Source organism: Bacillus sp. z60-11, from assembly GCF_046464135.1.
In the GTDB taxonomy this organism is placed as follows: Bacteria; Bacillota; Bacilli; order Bacillales; family Bacillaceae; genus Bacillus; species Bacillus sonorensis_A.
Window position 1 is genome coordinate 98,248 of sequence record NZ_JBIYSN010000002.1, and the last position, 17,963, is coordinate 116,210.

Annotated in this window: 16 protein-coding genes and 1 riboswitch; of the genes, 2 read left to right on the plus strand and 14 right to left on the minus strand. The window is 44.6% G+C overall.

Annotation, left to right across the window (positions count from 1 at the left end; all coding sequences use genetic code 11):
• Positions 1–39 precede the first annotated feature (39 nt).
• A complete protein-coding gene (locus ACINLD_RS07175; protein WP_003183064.1) occupies positions 40–288 on the plus strand; it encodes a ferredoxin in 249 nt (82 codons plus the stop codon).
• A gap of 80 nt (positions 289–368) precedes the next feature.
• On the opposite strand, the gene ACINLD_RS07180 is transcribed toward ACINLD_RS07175, so the two are convergent.
• Complete coding sequence (locus ACINLD_RS07180; RefSeq protein ID WP_026587650.1) at positions 369–953, minus strand: ECF transporter S component; 585 nt, start codon at positions 951–953, stop codon at positions 369–371.
• Between the two features lie 157 nt (positions 954–1,110).
• Positions 1,111–1,245: riboswitch (FMN riboswitch) on the minus strand.
• A 253-nt stretch (positions 1,246–1,498) separates the two neighbouring features.
• Here ACINLD_RS07180 and serA point away from each other — a divergent pair.
• Positions 1,499–3,076 carry a phosphoglycerate dehydrogenase gene (serA, locus tag ACINLD_RS07185; RefSeq protein WP_026587651.1) on the plus strand — a complete coding sequence of 526 codons (1,578 nt, stop codon included), beginning with the start codon at positions 1,499–1,501 and terminating at the stop codon, positions 3,074–3,076.
• Positions 3,077–3,223: 147 nt separating this feature from the next.
• Here the strand turns inward: serA and ACINLD_RS07190 are convergent, their stop codons facing one another.
• The 13 genes from ACINLD_RS07190 to resA form a co-directional block, all read right to left on the minus strand.
• Entirely contained in the window at positions 3,224–3,964 is a 741-nt protein-coding gene (locus ACINLD_RS07190; RefSeq protein WP_256860384.1) for a peptidoglycan DD-metalloendopeptidase family protein, read from the minus strand.
• A gap of 130 nt (positions 3,965–4,094) precedes the next feature.
• Entirely contained in the window at positions 4,095–5,219 is a 1,125-nt protein-coding gene (locus ACINLD_RS07195; RefSeq protein ID WP_026587653.1) for a hypothetical protein, read from the minus strand.
• Positions 5,155–5,739, minus strand: coding sequence for an RNA polymerase sigma factor SigX (sigX, locus tag ACINLD_RS07200; RefSeq protein ID WP_026587654.1), 585 nt, complete (start codon positions 5,737–5,739; stop codon positions 5,155–5,157). Before sigX ends, ACINLD_RS07195 begins: the two co-directional genes overlap by 65 nt.
• A 266-nt stretch (positions 5,740–6,005) precedes the next feature.
• The gene (locus ACINLD_RS07205; RefSeq protein WP_077736569.1) at positions 6,006–6,923 is read right to left on the minus strand and encodes an LCP family protein; all 918 of its coding nucleotides are present in this window, start codon (positions 6,921–6,923) and stop codon (positions 6,006–6,008) included.
• A 72-nt stretch (positions 6,924–6,995) separates the two neighbouring features.
• Entirely contained in the window at positions 6,996–7,832 is an 837-nt protein-coding gene (locus ACINLD_RS07210) for a polysaccharide deacetylase family protein (protein WP_077736568.1), read from the minus strand.
• Positions 7,833–8,165: 333 nt separating this feature from the next.
• The gene (locus tag ACINLD_RS07215; protein WP_179115714.1) at positions 8,166–9,287 is read right to left on the minus strand and encodes a WD40 repeat domain-containing protein; all 1,122 of its coding nucleotides are present in this window, start codon (positions 9,285–9,287) and stop codon (positions 8,166–8,168) included.
• Positions 9,287–10,738: a sensor histidine kinase gene (locus ACINLD_RS07220; RefSeq protein WP_077736566.1), complete on the minus strand. Its 1,452-nt coding sequence runs from the start codon at positions 10,736–10,738 to the stop codon at positions 9,287–9,289. Before ACINLD_RS07220 ends, ACINLD_RS07215 begins: the two co-directional genes overlap by 1 nt.
• Positions 10,739–10,741: 3 nt before the next feature.
• Positions 10,742–11,443 (minus strand): response regulator transcription factor, encoded by a 702-nt coding sequence (locus ACINLD_RS07225; RefSeq protein WP_026587659.1) that lies wholly within the window; start codon positions 11,441–11,443, stop codon positions 10,742–10,744.
• A gap of 438 nt (positions 11,444–11,881) precedes the next feature.
• Entirely contained in the window at positions 11,882–13,663 is a 1,782-nt protein-coding gene (locus tag ACINLD_RS07230) for an ATP-binding protein (RefSeq protein WP_026587660.1), read from the minus strand.
• Positions 13,660–14,382, minus strand: coding sequence for a response regulator transcription factor (locus ACINLD_RS07235; RefSeq protein WP_077736565.1), 723 nt, complete (start codon positions 14,380–14,382; stop codon positions 13,660–13,662). Before ACINLD_RS07235 ends, ACINLD_RS07230 begins: the two co-directional genes overlap by 4 nt.
• A gap of 140 nt (positions 14,383–14,522) precedes the next feature.
• Complete coding sequence (gene ccsB, locus ACINLD_RS07240; RefSeq protein WP_077736564.1) at positions 14,523–15,698, minus strand: c-type cytochrome biogenesis protein CcsB; 1,176 nt, start codon at positions 15,696–15,698, stop codon at positions 14,523–14,525.
• Between the two features lie 24 nt (positions 15,699–15,722).
• Complete coding sequence (locus ACINLD_RS07245) at positions 15,723–17,351, minus strand: cytochrome c biogenesis protein ResB (protein WP_026587663.1); 1,629 nt, start codon at positions 17,349–17,351, stop codon at positions 15,723–15,725.
• Positions 17,351–17,884 carry a thiol-disulfide oxidoreductase ResA gene (gene resA, locus ACINLD_RS07250; protein ID WP_026587664.1) on the minus strand — a complete coding sequence of 178 codons (534 nt, stop codon included), beginning with the start codon at positions 17,882–17,884 and terminating at the stop codon, positions 17,351–17,353. The genes ACINLD_RS07245 and resA overlap by 1 nt, the downstream gene beginning before the upstream one ends.
• Between the last annotated feature and the right edge of the window lie 79 nt (positions 17,885–17,963).

Below are 17,963 nucleotides of genomic sequence, written 5' to 3' on the forward strand. Positions count from 1 at the left end.
TTTGTTCCACCGAAGAACAATCTGGGAGGTTTTTTATTCATGCCAAAATATACAATTGTAGACAAAGATACGTGCATCGCATGCGGTGCTTGCGGTGCAGCGGCTCCTGATATTTACGACTATGATGATGAAGGAATCGCATTTGTCACGCTTGATGATAATCAAGGTGTCGTCGAAGTTCCTGATGTCCTGGAAGAAGATATGATGGACGCGTTCGAAGGCTGCCCTACTGACTCAATTAAAGTAGCGGATGAGCCGTTTGAAGGCGACCCGCTTAAACACGAATAGAGCAAACAAATATCCGGCGCTCCTTCCGCCGGATATTTTTAAAGCAAAGCCCGGCGTTTCCCGCGCCGGGCTTCTTTAAATTATAATTGTTTGGCCATGCGCACATTTTCTTTCAGCCACGGCTTCAGCTGAAGGAAAATCGCGGTGGACACTAAAGCCACTGCAAGGCCCTTGATGATATTAAAAGGCAAAATGCCTGCCAGTATCGTTGTCTTCAGCGCGCCTGCCGATAAAGCCGGAGCGTTTAAGAACCATGTGTAGGCAGGGAGAAACAAGACATAATTTAAGATGCTCATGGAAAGTGCCATCAAAATTGTCCCTGCAAAAAGAGCTGTCACAAATCCTTTGGCGGAATTTGTTTTTTTCAGCAGCAAAGCGGCCGGCATGATAAACAAGACTCCGGCGACAAAGTTTGCCGTCTGGTCGATCGGTACACCTGATGCACTTCCCGCAATAAAGTAATTCAGCACATTTTTCACCGCCTCAACGGCAATTCCCGCCCCGGGACCATACAATATAACAGCGATTAATGCAGGGATGTCGCTGAAGTCGATCTTTAAATATGGAAATGCGCCTAAAATCGGAAAGCTCAGCATCATTAAAATAAATGCAATGCTGCTCAGCATACTGATGGAGACGAGACGTCTCACCCTGGTGTGTTTCATTTTTTGTCACTCTCTCCTTTTCGATCACATCTCACGAAAAGAGGAATGGTTCTTCCCCCGCCTAAACACAAAAAACCCGCTTTTTAACGAAAGCGGGGCGGTTTTAAGACAGGTCGAATAAACGTTTGAAAGCATTTCATTTCAAAACGCGCGGAACCTCCATCTTCTCCCATCCAGACTATACTGTCGGCTTCGGAATCGCACCGAATCCTGCCTTAAAAAGGCTCGCGGGCTTAGAGCGTTTAAACTCATCACCGCCGGTAGGGAATTTCACCCTGCCCCGAAGATTGATCTGTATTTTTTAATTTTGATATTATTATAAATTAATTGTGAAGAAATGTACAGATCGATGCTCATAGGACCAGCAGTTTTCGGCGCAACGCGAGCCGTATGAAGAAAGCGCTATCTCTCATTTGTGCAAAAACCGCACATTCACAGTATTTTCATTTTTAATTTTCGTCTTTTGCCGAAAACTCATTGACACCTTTTATGGAATATGGTAAATTATCAGATATTTATGACGTCTATTTAGGAGGAAATCTTACATGTTTCGAGTATTGGTCTCAGATAAAATGTCAAGCGACGGCCTTAAACCATTAATGGAAGCAGATTTTATTGAAATTGTTGAAAAAAACGTCACTGAAGCGGAAGACGAGCTGCATACGTTTGACGCTCTGCTGGTCAGAAGCGCCACGAAAGTAACGGAAGAACTGTTTAGCAAGATGACCTCATTGAAGATCGTCGCCAGAGCAGGAGTAGGCGTAGACAACATCGATATTGACGAGGCGACAAAACACGGCGTCATCGTCGTCAATGCGCCAAACGGAAACACGATTTCAACCGCTGAGCATACTTTCGCTATGTTTTCAGCGCTGATGAGGCATATTCCGCAGGCGAATATCTCTGTTAAGTCCCGGGAGTGGAACCGTTCCGCCTATGTCGGTTCTGAGCTTTACGGCAAAACGCTGGGCATCGTCGGAATGGGGCGCATCGGAAGTGAGATTGCGAGCCGCGCCAGAGCATTCGGAATGACGGTTCATGTATTTGATCCATTCTTGACACAGGAAAGAGCAAGCAAGCTCGGCGTTAATGCGAACAGCTTTGAGGAAGTCCTGGCTTGTGCGGATATCATTACCGTCCACACCCCGCTGACGAAAGAAACGAAGGGGCTTTTGAATAAGGAAACCATCGCCAAGACGAAAAAAGGCGTGCGTCTTGTCAACTGTGCACGGGGCGGTATCATTGATGAAGCGGCCCTTCTTGACGCGCTTGAAAGCGGACATGTCGCAGGGGCGGCTCTCGACGTCTTTGAAATCGAACCTCCTGTTGATTCAAAACTGATCGATCACCCGCTGGTCATCGCGACTCCGCATTTGGGAGCTTCCACAAAAGAAGCGCAGCTGAATGTAGCCGCACAAGTGTCGGAAGAAGTGCTCCAGTACGCACAAGGAAATCCGGTGATGTCCGCGATCAACCTTCCGGCCATGACAAAGGATTCCTTCCAAAAAATCCAGCCTTATCATCAGTTTGCCAATACGATCGGAAGCCTCGTTTCCCAGTGCATGAACGAACCGGTTCAAGATGTGGCCATCGATTATGAAGGCTCCATCGCAAAGCTTGAAACATCGTTTATTACGAAAAGCCTTTTGGCCGGATTCCTGAAGCCCCGCGTAGCGGCTACAGTCAATGAAGTCAACGCCGGAACCGTTGCAAAAGAACGCGGCATCAGCTTCAGCGAAAAGATTTCTTCCAATGAATCAGGATATGAAAATTGCATATCTGTTAAAGTGACAGGCGATGTCACAACATTTACGTTAAGAGCAACATATATTCCTCATTTCGGCGGACGCATTGTCGCATTGAACGGCTTTGGCATCGACTTTTCTCCAGCCGGACATCTCGTCTACATTCACCATCACGATAAACCTGGGGTGATCGGTCATGTAGGTGCGATTCTCGGAGATCACGACGTCAATATCGCAACGATGCAGGTCGGACGAAAAGAAAAAGGCGGCGAAGCGATCATGATGCTTTCATTTGACCGTCATCTGGAAAACGAGATTTTAGATGAGCTGAAAAACATCGCAGGCATCGTCTCTGTTAAGGTAATCGACCTTCCGTAAACAGTGAGCGGAACTCAGGAAAGTGTCTTTCCCGAGTTCCGCTTTTTTTATGTCGTTCTTTTCAGGAGCTTTCCATAATTTTAAGCGGCTGCCGGGGATAGATCTCATCCCCTTTCAAATCGTTCCACTCCTGAATCCTCCTGACGGTTACACCCATTTTATCAGCAATCTGACCAAGCGTGTCTCCCTTTTGGACGATGTAAGTGCTTTGACCAGCATGACGGCCGTGGTCTCGCGAAGAAGCAATTTCTGCCCAATGTAGAGATGCGAATCGGCCAGGCCGTTGATTTCCATTAGCTTCTCGACAGATATCCCGTTTTCTTTGCTGATCCGCCACAACGTATCTCCTTTTTGCACGGTGACGGCCCAACCTTTCTCAGCATCCCCTTGCTGAACATGAACAGCATTTTGCTGAAACGCCTGTTCATGGTAAACCGCCAGCGGATTAATCGCATTTTTCTTATTTTCCGTCCATGAACCATGGTGCATTTCAAAGTGGAGGTGGGTTCCGGTCGATATGCCGGTATTGCCGATGATGCCGATTTCTTCACCTTTTGCAACGCGGTCATTCTTCTTTTTCAGACGTTTGCTTAAATGGGCATATACGGTTTCATACCCATTATCATGTTTGATAAAAATCACTTGGCCGTAAGAATCGGATCTGTACGATTTGCTGATCGTTCCATCTGCCGCTGCCAAAACGCTTTCTCCTTCAGGAGCAGCGATGTCCAGTCCTTTATGCTTGCCGCCTCTTGTACCAAATGGGTCGGTGATCTCGCCTTTTATCGGCTCGATCCATTCCGAGGCTTCGGCTGCCGGCGGGTTTAAGGCAAAACCTGATATCCATATTGCTGCTAACAGGAAGTGTAGATGTCTAAGCTGTTTCAAGTGGTCTAGGCCTCCTATGGCCTCCTATTACATGCATCTTTCGGTAAAAATTTCTCTTTTTGGCGACAGCTTAGTATAATTCCAAATCCATTCTTTTTATACATCAAAAAAAGACCCATACGGGGTCTTTTCAGTTTTCTATCGTCATCGGATTCGGCGCATATGGAACCTGTACAGATTTTGACAAGTCATAGCTTCCGATCCTGTCGATTTTCGCATTTTCAAATCTGACTTGATTAAATCCAAAGTCCTTTGCTGTCAGGAGCAGACCTTCCACCATTAAGATGTCATCGGTTTGATTTTGAATGTCTGCAGCGGATGAGAATTGGATGACAAGCTCTTTTCCTTTTTCCTGAACATCTTGAATGAGCTTATCTCCGGTTATAATCGATTTTAAATGAGAGCCGCTTTCCGCTGTTTGCATCATTTTGACCGCTTCTTCTATACTTTGATACGATTCTTGTGACGGTGCGAGAAATCGCTTGCCGTCAGAACTTTCATATAAAAAATAGCCTCTTTGCCCCTGATGTGTGATCGCAATGTCTGCCTCCATTCCAAAAGAATCGTATTCAGCGCCAGACTCGCCTCCGTTGGATGACACAAACAATACAGAGTCATAGGACCCCCATTTAAAGGTTTGATTGATGGTTTCCCTCAACAGATTGAAATCCTCTTCAGAAAGCCCGGGGATCTTTTCATTGACTTGGATCGTCACTTTTTTGCTCTTTTTCTCTTCGCTGAATGTCACCTGATCAAGATAGGAAGTGTTGAATGATGTAAACTGGTCGACATCCAGCCGAGTGTAGGCATCCAATGCATCTTCCATATCATTGATGGCGACGTTTTTACGAAGGCTGATCGGCACAACGACAGACTTGGAATCATCAACAAATGCAAAGGTGATATAGTTGTCTTTTTGCTCGCGCGGGACGACAAAGGTGCTTGAAACTGCTGTGTCCGCGGTATCGGCCATCTCCTTTTTGCCGCTTTGGGGCTGCACCACAGAGGGCATATTCGCGTCAGAACCGTTTTGGGATCTGATTTGGTCGATTAATTGAGGAGACATCAGCATCAGAAGAAAGAGAACTAAAACCGTCGCAGCAACTGCGCCCGCCCGCTTTTTAGGCAATTTATGTTTCGGCTGTGCCAAAACCAACTTTTGATAGATCTGATTTGCCGAACGGTTATCCTTAACCGTTGGAAGTTGGCTTAGTAACGCCTTTAGCCGTTCTTCGTTCCATTCTGACTTCTTCATCCTTTTGATCCTCCTTCAAAAGCTCCATCTGTTTACGAAGCACTTTCAGACCGCGGTGCTGAGTCGTTTTCACCTTGCTTTCAGAAAAGTTTAAGGCTTTCGCCGTTTCTGAAATCGAATAGCCTTGAATGAACCGCAAAACAATGACAGATCTCTGGTCCAGCGTACATTTATCCAGCGCCGCAAAAATTTCTTTCAGATTTTCGCTCTGCATCACGATGTCTTCAGGCAGAGGCTTTCGGTCTTTTACCTCTTGTTTATCCCAGTCAAACGTCCCCAAAATCCGCTGGCGGATCGTCTGCTGCTTTCTGAACCAGTCGATTGCGACGTGACGGGCAATCGAAAGAAGCCAGGTTTTTTCGCTGCTTCTGCCTTCAAATGTCTCATATGAGTTCAAAACGCGGATATATACTTCCTGCACCAAGTCTTCCGCCTGATTTTTGTCTTTTACCATATAAAATAAGAATTGAAATAAATCCTGATGGTATTGATCATATATTTTCTGAAAGGTTTCTTCCACCGGAAACCCCTCCGTTCAATTTATTGTCGTTTGTCAATCGAAAAAAGTTACATTACAACTATTACAACTATATTACGGTTATATGAAATATGGAAGGGGATTTTGATAAAGTTAAGGTTAATTTTAACTAAACTAAAGCATAAAAGCACCCGTTCTAAATGAACAGGTGCCAAGCTTATAAGGAACCCTCGTTTTCACTAAGTGCGCTTTCGTTCTCCATATCGGCAAGTTGGCGGATTCTTTGACATGGACTGATTTCTATCCGTTTATGACTTTAAATCCAATTGTCGGCGTAGCTTTTTTGAGACCCCCTTTCTCTTTTCGTCAGTCACCAGGTGGTACCATAAGCCGTCAACTTTTTTATCTTCACCTTCAATTTCTATTTGTTTAATATCCTGACCAGCTTCTTTATAAGAGCTTTGAATATCGATCATGTTGTCAAGTGTTAAGTTCGTTTTGACGTTTTTTTCTAATGCCGTTAAAATCTCTTGATAGTTTGCTAATGATTTTAATTGTGCACCTTCATGAATAATTTGGTTGATAATCTCACGCTGACGCTCTTGACGTCCAAAATCACCGCGGGGATCGTCTTTTCTCATCCGGGCATATGCAAGAGCGGTCTGACCATCAAGATGTTGTTTCCCTTTTGCTAGATGCACCCCTTCAAGGGTAAAATCAATATGATTATTCACCGTAACTCCGCCAACCGCATCTACAATATCTTTAAACCCTTCCATATTTACTTTGATATAATAATTGATGGGAATGTTCAAAAATTGTTCCACAGTTTGAATAGTCCCTTCAATTCCGCCATAGGTGTACGCCGAATTCATTTTGGAAAAGGTATTCTTAGATTTTATAAATACCCTCGTATCACGCGGAATACTTGTCATTGTCGTTTTTTTTGTCTTCGGATTAACAGTGACCACAATCATCGAATCCGGACGGCCTTTATCACCGGGGCGCTCGTCTATCCCCAATAAAAGAATGGATATCGGATCGTGTGAAGCAGCTGCATTCTCCTTCTCGGATTCACGATGAAGAGGTTCGTACATATGACTGATTGATTTTGCCACGTTACGGTAAATGCCGTAAGACACCAAACCGCCACTAGATATCAATAGAACTAGAACCAGCAATATTATATTTTTCATTTTTAATTTTCTTTTTCTCATTTTCACTATCCCTTCCTTGTCGATGCCTGCTCATATTGCTTCCGCAGTCGAAACCGTTATCGTTCTCTGATTATTGTTGATTTATGAATTCCATCTAAAATGAACCGGCTTTATCGAATCGTGAATGGCTTTCATTTCATACCCGTTTTCTTGTAAGTATTTCAATAATTTTTCCAAATGCGCTGCAGTCGTCGGTTTTTCATGCATTAATACGACAAGCGGCTCAACTCCGGTCAGGTTATTGACTTGCTGAATCGCATTATTGACGAATTGACCATTTGTATTTGCAGACTTCCAGTCCTCTGAATCAACCGTCCAATCCCAAATGTTAAAATGCTCACGCCTAATGACTGCCTGAAATGGACCCGTAATATAAGGCTTTGATCCATATGGCGATCTGATCAAATGTGTGTTGACGTTTGCTGTTTCTTTGATCGTTTTAAGCGTATCGTTCATTTCTGCCGCAAAGCTTTCGGGAGATTGATAGATTTTCGATACTTGATGCGTCACTCCGTGTGACCCAACGGAGTGGCCGTTCTCCACCATTTTCCTCACGATTTCCGGATTTTGTTCGATATTAGGTTTTAACATAAAAAACGTCGCTTTTGCATGATATTGACTGAGCAAACTTAGAATTTTTTCTGAAGCAGCCGGGTTTGGCCCGTCATCAAATGTCAAATAGACGACCTTTCCGATTTCCGGCGGTGTTTGTTTACTTTCCTTTTTCTCTGCTGTATGTTTGCTCCTTTCCGCCACCTGCTCTGAAGCGGCGGCACTTCCTTTTATTGACTTCTGCTTTGAACCTGCAAGTGCATTCCAAGACATGCATAACAAAGTCACACCCAGGACAGTCAGCATACCCAACACTATTTTTCCTAGCCTGTTCAATTTATGAACTTTTCTTGGTGAATTCGACACTTTTTCCAACTCCTTGACTGTAGATATGATCACTAGGTTTCTTGTAAACTCGTCACATACAAATGACAATTTTTTAGTTTTGCTGATTAAAAACAAAGTTTGCTAAGAAGGATGCTCTTTTAATATAAGGGGAAGATATCGCAGAAGTTCGACCAACTTGTAAACAAAATGTCACAAAAAGAAGGGAAACATCATTTTTTTCGGGGATAAAAAACAAGGACTTATTACCCTGTTTGACATGATGTGATCGTAATCAACAGGAGAACATCACGAGGTAAGAAAAAAACCTTATTTCGGTATGAACTGAAATAAGGTTTTTTAGAGAACAATCGGTTATTTAAATGTGATGATATAAGCTTGATCATCAAAAAATCGCGCTGAAGCACTTTCCGTAGAAGAATACTGGTTTTGCGCATTCACGAGCAGGCTGTTGCCATCGGGACTCCAATATATTTCTGACGGTATGGTGCCGTGGTATACCGGTTCTTCATACAGGATATTTTTTCCTTGAAGCTTACCTGCATAAATACTGTCTTTATCATTCAAAAAGTAAGCGATTTTCTTTCGGTCATTTGAAAATGTGAACGCGGCTACTTTTTCGAGCAGAGCAGAAAGCTCGCCGTTTCGGCGATCGTATTCGTACAGGGTTTCCCCGGTACCGAGGAATACAAATTGATCATTGTTTAACCAAACAGGCTCGCCAAGGCTGTTTTGACGCTTGTCCTGAATATCGATGCGATTGCCGTTAACGGTTCCCATCATGATGCTTTCTTTCTTCCCCATCTGTAACACGGTAAGCAGCAAGCCGCGTCCATTATCAGAGATGTGAACTCCCGTAAGCGAATCTTTCTCGGCAAAACCCTTCAATAAATACGTTTTGTGCGTTTTGGAATCTGTATCGAAAACATGAAGGCTAGTCTGACCATCTTGCCCGGCATCTATGACTAGATAACAAACGTATTTGCTGTTATTTGACCATGAAACATCTTGGACATAAACCTCACTGCTTGAGGCGAAACTTGCGATTTCCGTTTTTTTCCCGTTTACCAACGAGATCAGATTCATTGACGCCTTATTTGATGACACGGTTACCCCGGCGATACTCTTTCCGTCCGGAGACACCTTTAGGTTGGACGTATTGCTTTCAATCCCTTGCAGATTTTCAGCTTTTTCATAAGGGGAGGATAGACGCTGAAGACGGTGTTTTGCACGTTCAGATGTCTCATCTCCCTTGAAAAACCCAACGACGGAGTCCGATGAAGACCATCCAAGCAACTGATCTGCTCTTGGAAGGCGATATATTGTTTTTACTTGAAAGGGGCGGTTCTTCTGAACATTCTCTTCCTTGCTTGGTATAATAATGGTTTCCGAGCGTTTTCCCACATTATAACTGGACACGATAATAACGAGAAACAACAGCACCCCTGCCCATATGATAAATGGTTTGTTCTTCATTATTTCTCAACCTTTGCGTAAGCTAATTCAACCTGAATCGTTGTATCGTTTTCCTTGTAGAACATCTCAATAGTTCCTCCGTGTTCATCAACAATTGTTTTCACAATGCTTAATCCCAAACCTACACTTCCCTCTTCCGTGATCTTTTGGTTGACCGAATAAAAGGGCTGAAACATTTTAGAGTGTTGGTTATGTTCAAATGGAGCACTCGGATTCTTGAACGTAAAAAGAACTTTTTCTCCAACGATCCCGGCTTTAATGATGATTTCCGAATGGGATAAGCTGTATTTGATCGCATTGTCCAGCAAATTGATAAAAAGCTGGCGCAGCCTATTCACCTGACCGTGAACGTATAGATCTTCTTCAATGCCACAGGTGATCGTTTTCTTATACCGTTCCGCCCGAAACTTCATCGATTCGCAAACATCTTTTAAAATGTCCCCTGCGTCGATTCTGGCAAACTGATCATCCTTGGACACTTCCCGGGATACTTCAAGAAGCTTGATCACCAAATTGTGCAGGCGCCGGCTTTCTTCAACAATGTGGTTCATTCCTTTATCAAAAAATGCCCGATCCGCTTCCCCTTTTGCTTTTATGATCTCGGCATATCCTTGGATGGAAGTCAAAGGTGTTTTCAGCTCATGCGTCATATTGTCAAAAAAGCGTTTCTCTTGCTCGTTCAGTTCCTTTAAGCGATCCCGATCCCTTTCAATGGTTGAAATCTGTTCTTTAATCCTGTTGATCATATCATTGAAATTGACGGCAAGCTGGCCAATCTCATCTTTTCTCTGAAAGTGGATATCCACATCCAACTTGCCCTTTTTGACTTGTGATGAAGCCTCTGTCAGCTTCACGAGCGGAATCGTGATATGTCTGGAGAGGATATAGGAGAAAAGAAACGCCGCCACAAATATGGCAAGGGCGATGTAAAAAACGATATCGAGAATCTCTCCGCTTTGCTTATAGAGCAGGTCAAAATCTTTCGAAAAACGCAATATGCCTACTTTTGTTCCGTCAATGACAACTGGATATGAGAAAAATACCTCCGCTTTATTTCGATCATAGGTGATATGATAGGCGGTCTTTCCTTTGATAGCCTGTTTAAGATCATCATCACTTCCTTCGGAAAACACCTTTTTGTCGGAAGAAGACAGCAAAGTGCCATCCACGGTATAAACACCGACATTGCTTCCTGTAGAGTGATTTAAATTATCCACCATTTCATCGGCCATATCGCCAAAATAAAGTTCATTGTTTTTATAATGATTGATTAAAAATGCTTGGTTTACATACACGGTACTGTTTTTTTTCAATTCGACCAAATCCGATGTCACAATGTTTTCATTACTCGACCAAATGACGTTCTTGACCGTGTGATTGAGCACAAGGAAGGAGAGAGAAAAAATCAGAAAAAAGCCCACAATAAACTTGCCCTTGATGGTGCGTAACACGCTCTACTCCTCCTGCTTCTCGAATTTATATCCGATGCCGAACACCGTTGTGATCAAGTCGCTTGCATCAAGCTTTTTACGGAGTCTTTGAATATGGGTATCAACTGTACGTGTATCCCCGGCAAAATCGTATCCCCAGATGAATTCCAAAAGCTCTGAACGCGTGAAAACTTTTCCGCGATGGCCAATCAAAGTCATGAGCAAATCAAATTCTTTAGGAGTCAATTCGACTGCCGTTCCGTTTTTTGTCACAAGCCTTTCACCTGGAACAATCACAATATTTTTAAAGCGAATAACATCCTCTTTTACCGTTTCCTGCTCATTCAAATGATGAGCTTGTTCGAGACGGCGAAGAATCGTACGAATTCGGGCCACAACTTCGCGCAGATCAAACGGCTTTGTAATATAATCGTCGGCCCCGAATTCCAATCCAAGTACTTTATCCGTGATATCTGACTTTGCTGTGATCATTAGTATCGGAATATTGTAGCTCTCGGTTACTTTTTTACAAATATCCAATCCGCTGCAGTCCGGCAGCATCCAATCGAGAAGCAGAAGATCAGGTTTGGATTGATCTATTTTACTCATTCCTAACGAACCGCTATTGACAGTACACGTTTCAAACCCTTCCGCCGCCAGCCCGTAAGAAAGCAAATCAGCGATTGGTTCATCATCTTCAATAATTAGTATTTTGGTTTTATCCATTAAACATCACTCATTCCCTGTCTCATGCGCTTATTTTGCATTGCATCCTTCTATAGAGATTATACATAAATCCAGGCTAAAGTCTTCATTAGATGGACTCCACCTGATTCATTCCTCCCCAATCAATAGGGGATGGCTGCCATACTCCCGCTTTAAGCGGAAGCGGACTTTACGGTTTAGAAAAAAACGGACTGCCTTTATAGGGTATCAGAATGGAAACGACTATTTCCATATGCACTTACGACTATGAAAATTTCCGGCTTTTCGCATTCTCCGCCCGTTTTATTTTCATCTTCTCACTCTTTTAACGACAACGAAGACCTAAATGTTTCAAGGTGAGCGGAATGTTTACAAATTGGTTACATTTTTGCTGAAAAACATAAACACCTGTTCGAAATGAACAGGTGCTCTCTGTTTCTTATGGAACAATATTCTTCGTCAAATTTGGCCAGCATCTTTCCTTTTTCTTGGAATATAGAACGTAAATGTCGTTCCTTCATTCAGCCTGCTGTGGACCGCGATCGATCCGTTGTGCGCATCGACGATGTTTTTGACGATCGCAAGTCCGAGACCTGTTCCGCCTTTTCCCCTTGTTCTCGCTTTGTCGGCTTTGTAAAAGCGTTCAAAGATAAACGGAAGGTCTTCTTCCGGTATACCGCTTCCCGAATCTTTTACGGCAGTCTTCAAGCCGCTTGCGGCGGACTGCACTTCAACATGGACGGTGCCACTTGCATTTGTATGGCGCAACGCGTTGTCAATCAGATTGGTCAGTACCTGCTCCATTTTGTCCGGATCAAACTCAAATTGCGCTTCCTGCAAATCGAGATTGTGGGAGAGGGTGATCTCCTTGTCTGCTGCCACTCCATAAAACTTGCGGAACACCCTCTCGAAAAATTCTTTGAGCTCAACAGTTTCCACATTTAAGGAAATATGTCCAGCTTCCATTCTGGCAAGATCAAGCAAGTCGTTTACCAATCTGCCCATTCGCAAAGATTCATCATAAATCACCTGGGCGATTTCCTTTTTCTCTTCTTCAGAGCTGGCGATATCATCCACTATGGCTTCGCTGTACCCTTGGAGCATCGAAATCGGTGTTCTCAGCTCATGGCTGACATTGGCGATAAAATCTTTTCTCAGCTTGTCGAGCCGTCGTTCCTCTGTCATATCCCTCAAGACGGCGACAGCTCCGCGCACATGTGCCTGGTTGTAAAGCGGGCTCATTAAGAGCACCCATGACCTTCCCTGCAACGTCATTTCAATCATCTGTTCTTTTTCCGTGCTGACGGTGTTTTGAAACAGTTCCCTCGCTTCGGGAGGCAGCTCATGTCCCTCTTTTACATTCATGTTCTGCTCATAATACCACGCCTGCAAAAAGCGCTCTGCCGGAGGGTTGGTGACAAGGATCGTGCCGTCGATATTGATGGTGATCACACCGTCGGCCATGCTGCTTAAAATGTTTGATAAATGCTCTTTTTCCTGATTTAAAGCCGTAATATGAAACTTCAGCTGGCGTCCCATTTGGTTAAAAGCGATCGCCAACTCGCCGATCTCATCCTGCGTTAAAATCGGAATTTTCGTGTCAAACTTTCCTTTGGCCAAATCCTGTGCACCTTGCCGCATTTTTCTGAGCGGGTAAGTGATCCGGCTTGACAGGAAGAACGCGAAGATCGTCGTCAAAACGATCGCGATCGCCGCAGCAAAAAGGATATATCTTGTCGTATGCTGTGTCGTATCCTTGACGGCGAGAAGCGACTGGGAAATAAACACCATGCCCCCGTTATCGCCTTTCCCGTATGGAACACCGACAATCAGCTGATCGTTTTTATGGTTTTTGAGGGCCAGCCGCTTTTGCACTTTTTGATGATGGGTGAGCGCATCATTCAAATCGGAATCCCGTTTGATTTCCTTTAAAGTGATCTGGGACACCTTTTCATTTTTGCGCGGAGAATTCCAATATTCATCATCACTTTTTATGATCGCGATACTCGTCAGTTCATCCGCAAGCTCCCATGAGATGGACCTGGCGACCTCCTGGTCTTTGTGGTTTTCCATAATCACAGCCACTTTGCTGGCGAGCTTCGTCAGATCGGCCTCCGCTTCATCGACATGGTAGTTTTCAATGAATTCAAGCAGAAAAACGGTAAGAATAAATAAGACAAATGAAACCAAAAGAAGGATGGTAAACCAGAGCTTACCAACGACACTCTTCCAAAACTTCATTCGTTTCCGACCTCAAATTTGTAACCGACACCCCACACTGTGACGATTTTTTTGGCCGCCTTCGGAGAGACTTTGTTCAGTTTTTCACGTAAACGTTTGACATGGGTATCGACCGTTCTTAAATCCCCGAAAAACTCATACTGCCAAACTTCTTTGAGCAGCTTTTCGCGGTCGTAAACTTTATCAGGGGTTTTTGCCAAAAAGTAAAGAAGCTCATACTCTTTCGGGGTCAGGCTGACCTCTGTTCCGTCTGCCATGACTCTGTGAGCATCATGGTCGATGGACAAATGAGAAAAAACAAGAACATTCTTTGCTGTTGTATCCGTATTGAGATAAGAGGTTTGCGATGATCTTCTCAAGAGCGCTTTGACCCTCAACACCACTTCCCTCGGGCTGAAAGGCTTGACAATGTAATCATCTGTACCGACCTCAAATCCCTGCACCCGGTTGGCTTCTTCCCCTTTTGCCGTCAGCATAATGATCGGTGTCGCTTTTTTATCTCTGACTTGGCGGCACACTTCGATACCGTCCGTACCCGGCATCATCAAATCGAGCAGGATCAGATCATAGTGGTTGCCAAGCGCTTTTTCGATGGCTTCATCACCGTTTTCGGCTTCTTCAATCACATAATTTTCTCTTTCAAGATACATTTTTAAAAGACGTCTGATTCTTGCCTCATCATCTACTACTAATATTTTTGTCTCTTTTGTCTGTTCCATCGTAAACCTCCTGAATTGAATCTTCTTACATTCATTTTATTAGAAAAATGATAGTAATCCAAGCTGAGATTATTCCTCCATTTGACAAAAAACATCCGGAAGGTTCAGGAACCTCCTGAACCTTCCATTGCCTTCAATGGTTATGCATACGAATGTAGCCCTGCGATCACAAGGTTTACAAAAATAAGGTTGAACATAATAATGGCAAAACCGATCACGGCAAGCCATGCCGACTTTTCCCCGTGCCAGCCTCTTGAAAGCCTGAGATGCAGATAGGCGGCATAAAATAAAAAGGTGATCAGCGCCCATACTTCTTTTGGATCCCAGCCCCAGAACCTGGTCCAGGCCAGCTGCGCCCAAATCATCGCAAAAATAAGCGCGCCCAGCGTGAAAACGGGAAAACCGATGGATACGGAGCGGTAGCCGATTTCATCGACAAGATCGAGATTCACATTCTTCACCAGCGGCTGTAACAGCTGGCTGACACGTTTTCTGATGATCAATCTGATCAAGCCGTAAAGCAACATACCGGCACCGAATGACCAAATGACCGTATTCAGCTTGCGCCCGGAAAAAACAGGCGGCACATTGAAAAGCGGCTCCATTTTTTCCTTTGTCAAAAGCTCTCCCTTATTCGGGCCGATGAGCGCAGGAAGCTCGTAAACCATGACATCTTCCTGACCGTTTTTATCGATCCACTTGAACTGCGCCTCATAACCCCCTATTCTGAATGCGGTGGTTACAATGATGAATGCAAGCGTCGTCACGAGCATAAACATCACAAACTCAAGCCAGAACGTTTTTTTACCCGGTTTTGATTGATCGACATGCTTGAGCAGAAAGATGGCGCCGGCGACAAAGCTGATGGCGAGTATCGCCTGCCCGAGCGCAGCCGTTGTCACATGAATATACAGCCAGCTGCTTTGCAGCGATGGTATCAGCGGCGTAATATCAGTCGGGAACATGCTGGCATATGCGATTAAAAGCAGGACAACCGGCAGTGTAAACAGCCCCAAAGCGGAAAGCTTGTAAATAAAATAGATGATGAGAAAGGCCAGTACCAGCATCATGCTGAATGCCGTTGTGAATTCAAAGAGATTGCTGACCGGAGCATGTCCTGATGCGATCCATCTCGCAATAAAATATCCCAGCTGGCATACAAATCCGGCGATCGTGATCAAAACGGCGATGGATGCCCACCGGTTCTTTTTTACTGGCGCTGATGTTTTGCTTCTGATTGAGCCGCCAAAAAAGAAGACCGCTGCGAGATACAAGAGAAATGCCGCGTACAATAAATTGCCGCTAAGCTCTGCCATGAAAACCCCTCCCTATGCTGGCGTTTATTTTTTTTCCTTCAACAGTTCTTTTTGGTCGGCCGGTTCGCTTATCCCCGTGTCCGCCAGTACTGTCTGAAAGTCTTTTTTCAACCCGTACCAGTTTTTGTTTGTATGTCCGCTGGCGAGCACCTGTCCGTCTTGCGTTCTGAGCCAAATCCTTCTGTGGTGCCAATACATACCTTGTATAACACCGATCATAAAGATGATGCCGCCTGTCATGAGCACCCATAGTGTCAAATCTTTTCTGACCGTAAGCCCTGAGAGGTTCTTCGTTTCAACATGGTCAAACTTCATTTTGTATTTGTTGTTGTCAGAGCCTTCTATCGTCTCCTGAATCGCTACAAAGCTCTTTTCCCCTTTAGGCCTGTCCGGCGCGGTGATCTGAAAAACGAAAGCCGGATTGTTCGGATTTCTCGTTTTCGTGCTCGGTTCACCGGCTTTATTAAAATAAAAATCTGGCAGATAGCTTGCGAGATGCACCTTGTAACCGTTGCCAAGATCGTAGTCCGACTTCGGCTCCAGAAGGTCGATCGACACCTTGCCGAACGATTTCCCGCTGTCTTTTTCGATAAGCTGGAACACCATCTTGTCGAGCTCGCCTTCCCTGTAATCCAGCTGATAAAGCGCAAAAGAATCGAATTTCAGCGGATCGTTGACTCTGATCGTGTCGTTTTTCACTTTTTTTAATTCAGGGTCTTCACCGGGAAGGCTGGCATGTTCACTTTCATAAAGTTCGACATCTGTCTGAAAATTCTTCGCCACCATTCCGTCTCCGGCTTTATTGATCGCTTCCGAAAATACTTCTTTTTCCTTTTCACTCTTGTACATTTCCCTTTTAAACTGGTGGTTCTTCAGATAGTAGCGGCCGTCCGTACCCGGAATAGGGACGGTTTCCCCTTCCCTGATCCAAAGGGTTTCATCGACATACATACCCGGAACAAAACGAAGCATGACACCGATGAGGAAAATGATCAGACCGACATGATTGACATAAGGGCCCCATCTTGAAAAACGCCCTTTTTCAGCAAACAGGTTGCCGTTTTCCTCCTTCACGCGGTAGCGCTTTTGTTTCAGCCGCTCGATGATTTGCGTCCTCACGCTTTCAGACATGACGGAATCGGTCCGGCTGAACAGCCTCTGCCTCTCCATAAAATTCGGATTGCGGATCACTCCCTGATTTTTCAAGGCCCTGTACAGCGGGACGACGCGGTCAAGGCTGCAAATGACCAGGGAAACGCCGATTGAGGCGACGAGGATGATAAACCACCATGAGCCGTAAAGGTTGTGAAACCCGAGAAGATAATAGATTTGTCCCAATAGTCCGTATTGTTCTTCATAATATGTATCAGCCTGCGCACCCGGCGGCAAAAACATTTCCTGCGGAAAAATCGTTCCGAAAGCCGAAGCGGTGAGCGTAATCACGATCAGCCAGACGCCGACCTTTACAGATGAAAAGAAGTTCCAAATTTTATCTACAATCGTTTTATTGTAAGTTTGGGAGCGCCTCGCGCTGCCGTCATATCGCATATCAAGGAGTTTGGCGTCCTGTTTTTTCAGCGGCTTTCCGCACGATTCGCACAGAACGGTTCCTGTCGGATTTACATGACCGCATTCGCATTTGATTTCTTTCATCATGATGATCCCTCAGGCTTGATCATTGTCATGTAATCATGGATCATGCGCTCCGTCATTGTCCCTGTGACCACTTTGACGATCTCGCCTTCCGGGTTGATCAAAAATGTGGTCGGAAGCGGGGTGACATCGTACGCATCCACCACCTGCCTGTCCTTGTCAAGCACCACGGGAAAATTGACGCCGTAGGCTTTCATAAAGTTTTGCACGGCAAGGTTTGATTCCCCGACATTGACGGCAACGATCTCCACTCCTTGATCCTTAAACTCCTTATACTGTTTAGCCATATAAGGAAATTCCTTTTTGCATGGTTCACACCACGTTCCCCAAAAGTTTAAAAAGACCCCTTTGCCTTTTAGTTCGTCCAGCTTGAGACGGTTTCCGTCCACATCCTCCAGCGAGAAATTGGGCGCTTTCTCCCCCACTGCCGCGCTTTCGTTGTTTTGAAATACAGCGCTGTAAAGCGTATAGCCAAGCGCCGCCAGCAAAACAAGGAGAATGACTGTCCGAATGTAAAAACGCTTTTTCTTCATATTCCGCCCCCTCATTTAGACACTCAGTATCATTATAGCATCCTGATACTGACTGCCTTTTTTCTTTTTTTGAAGGTTG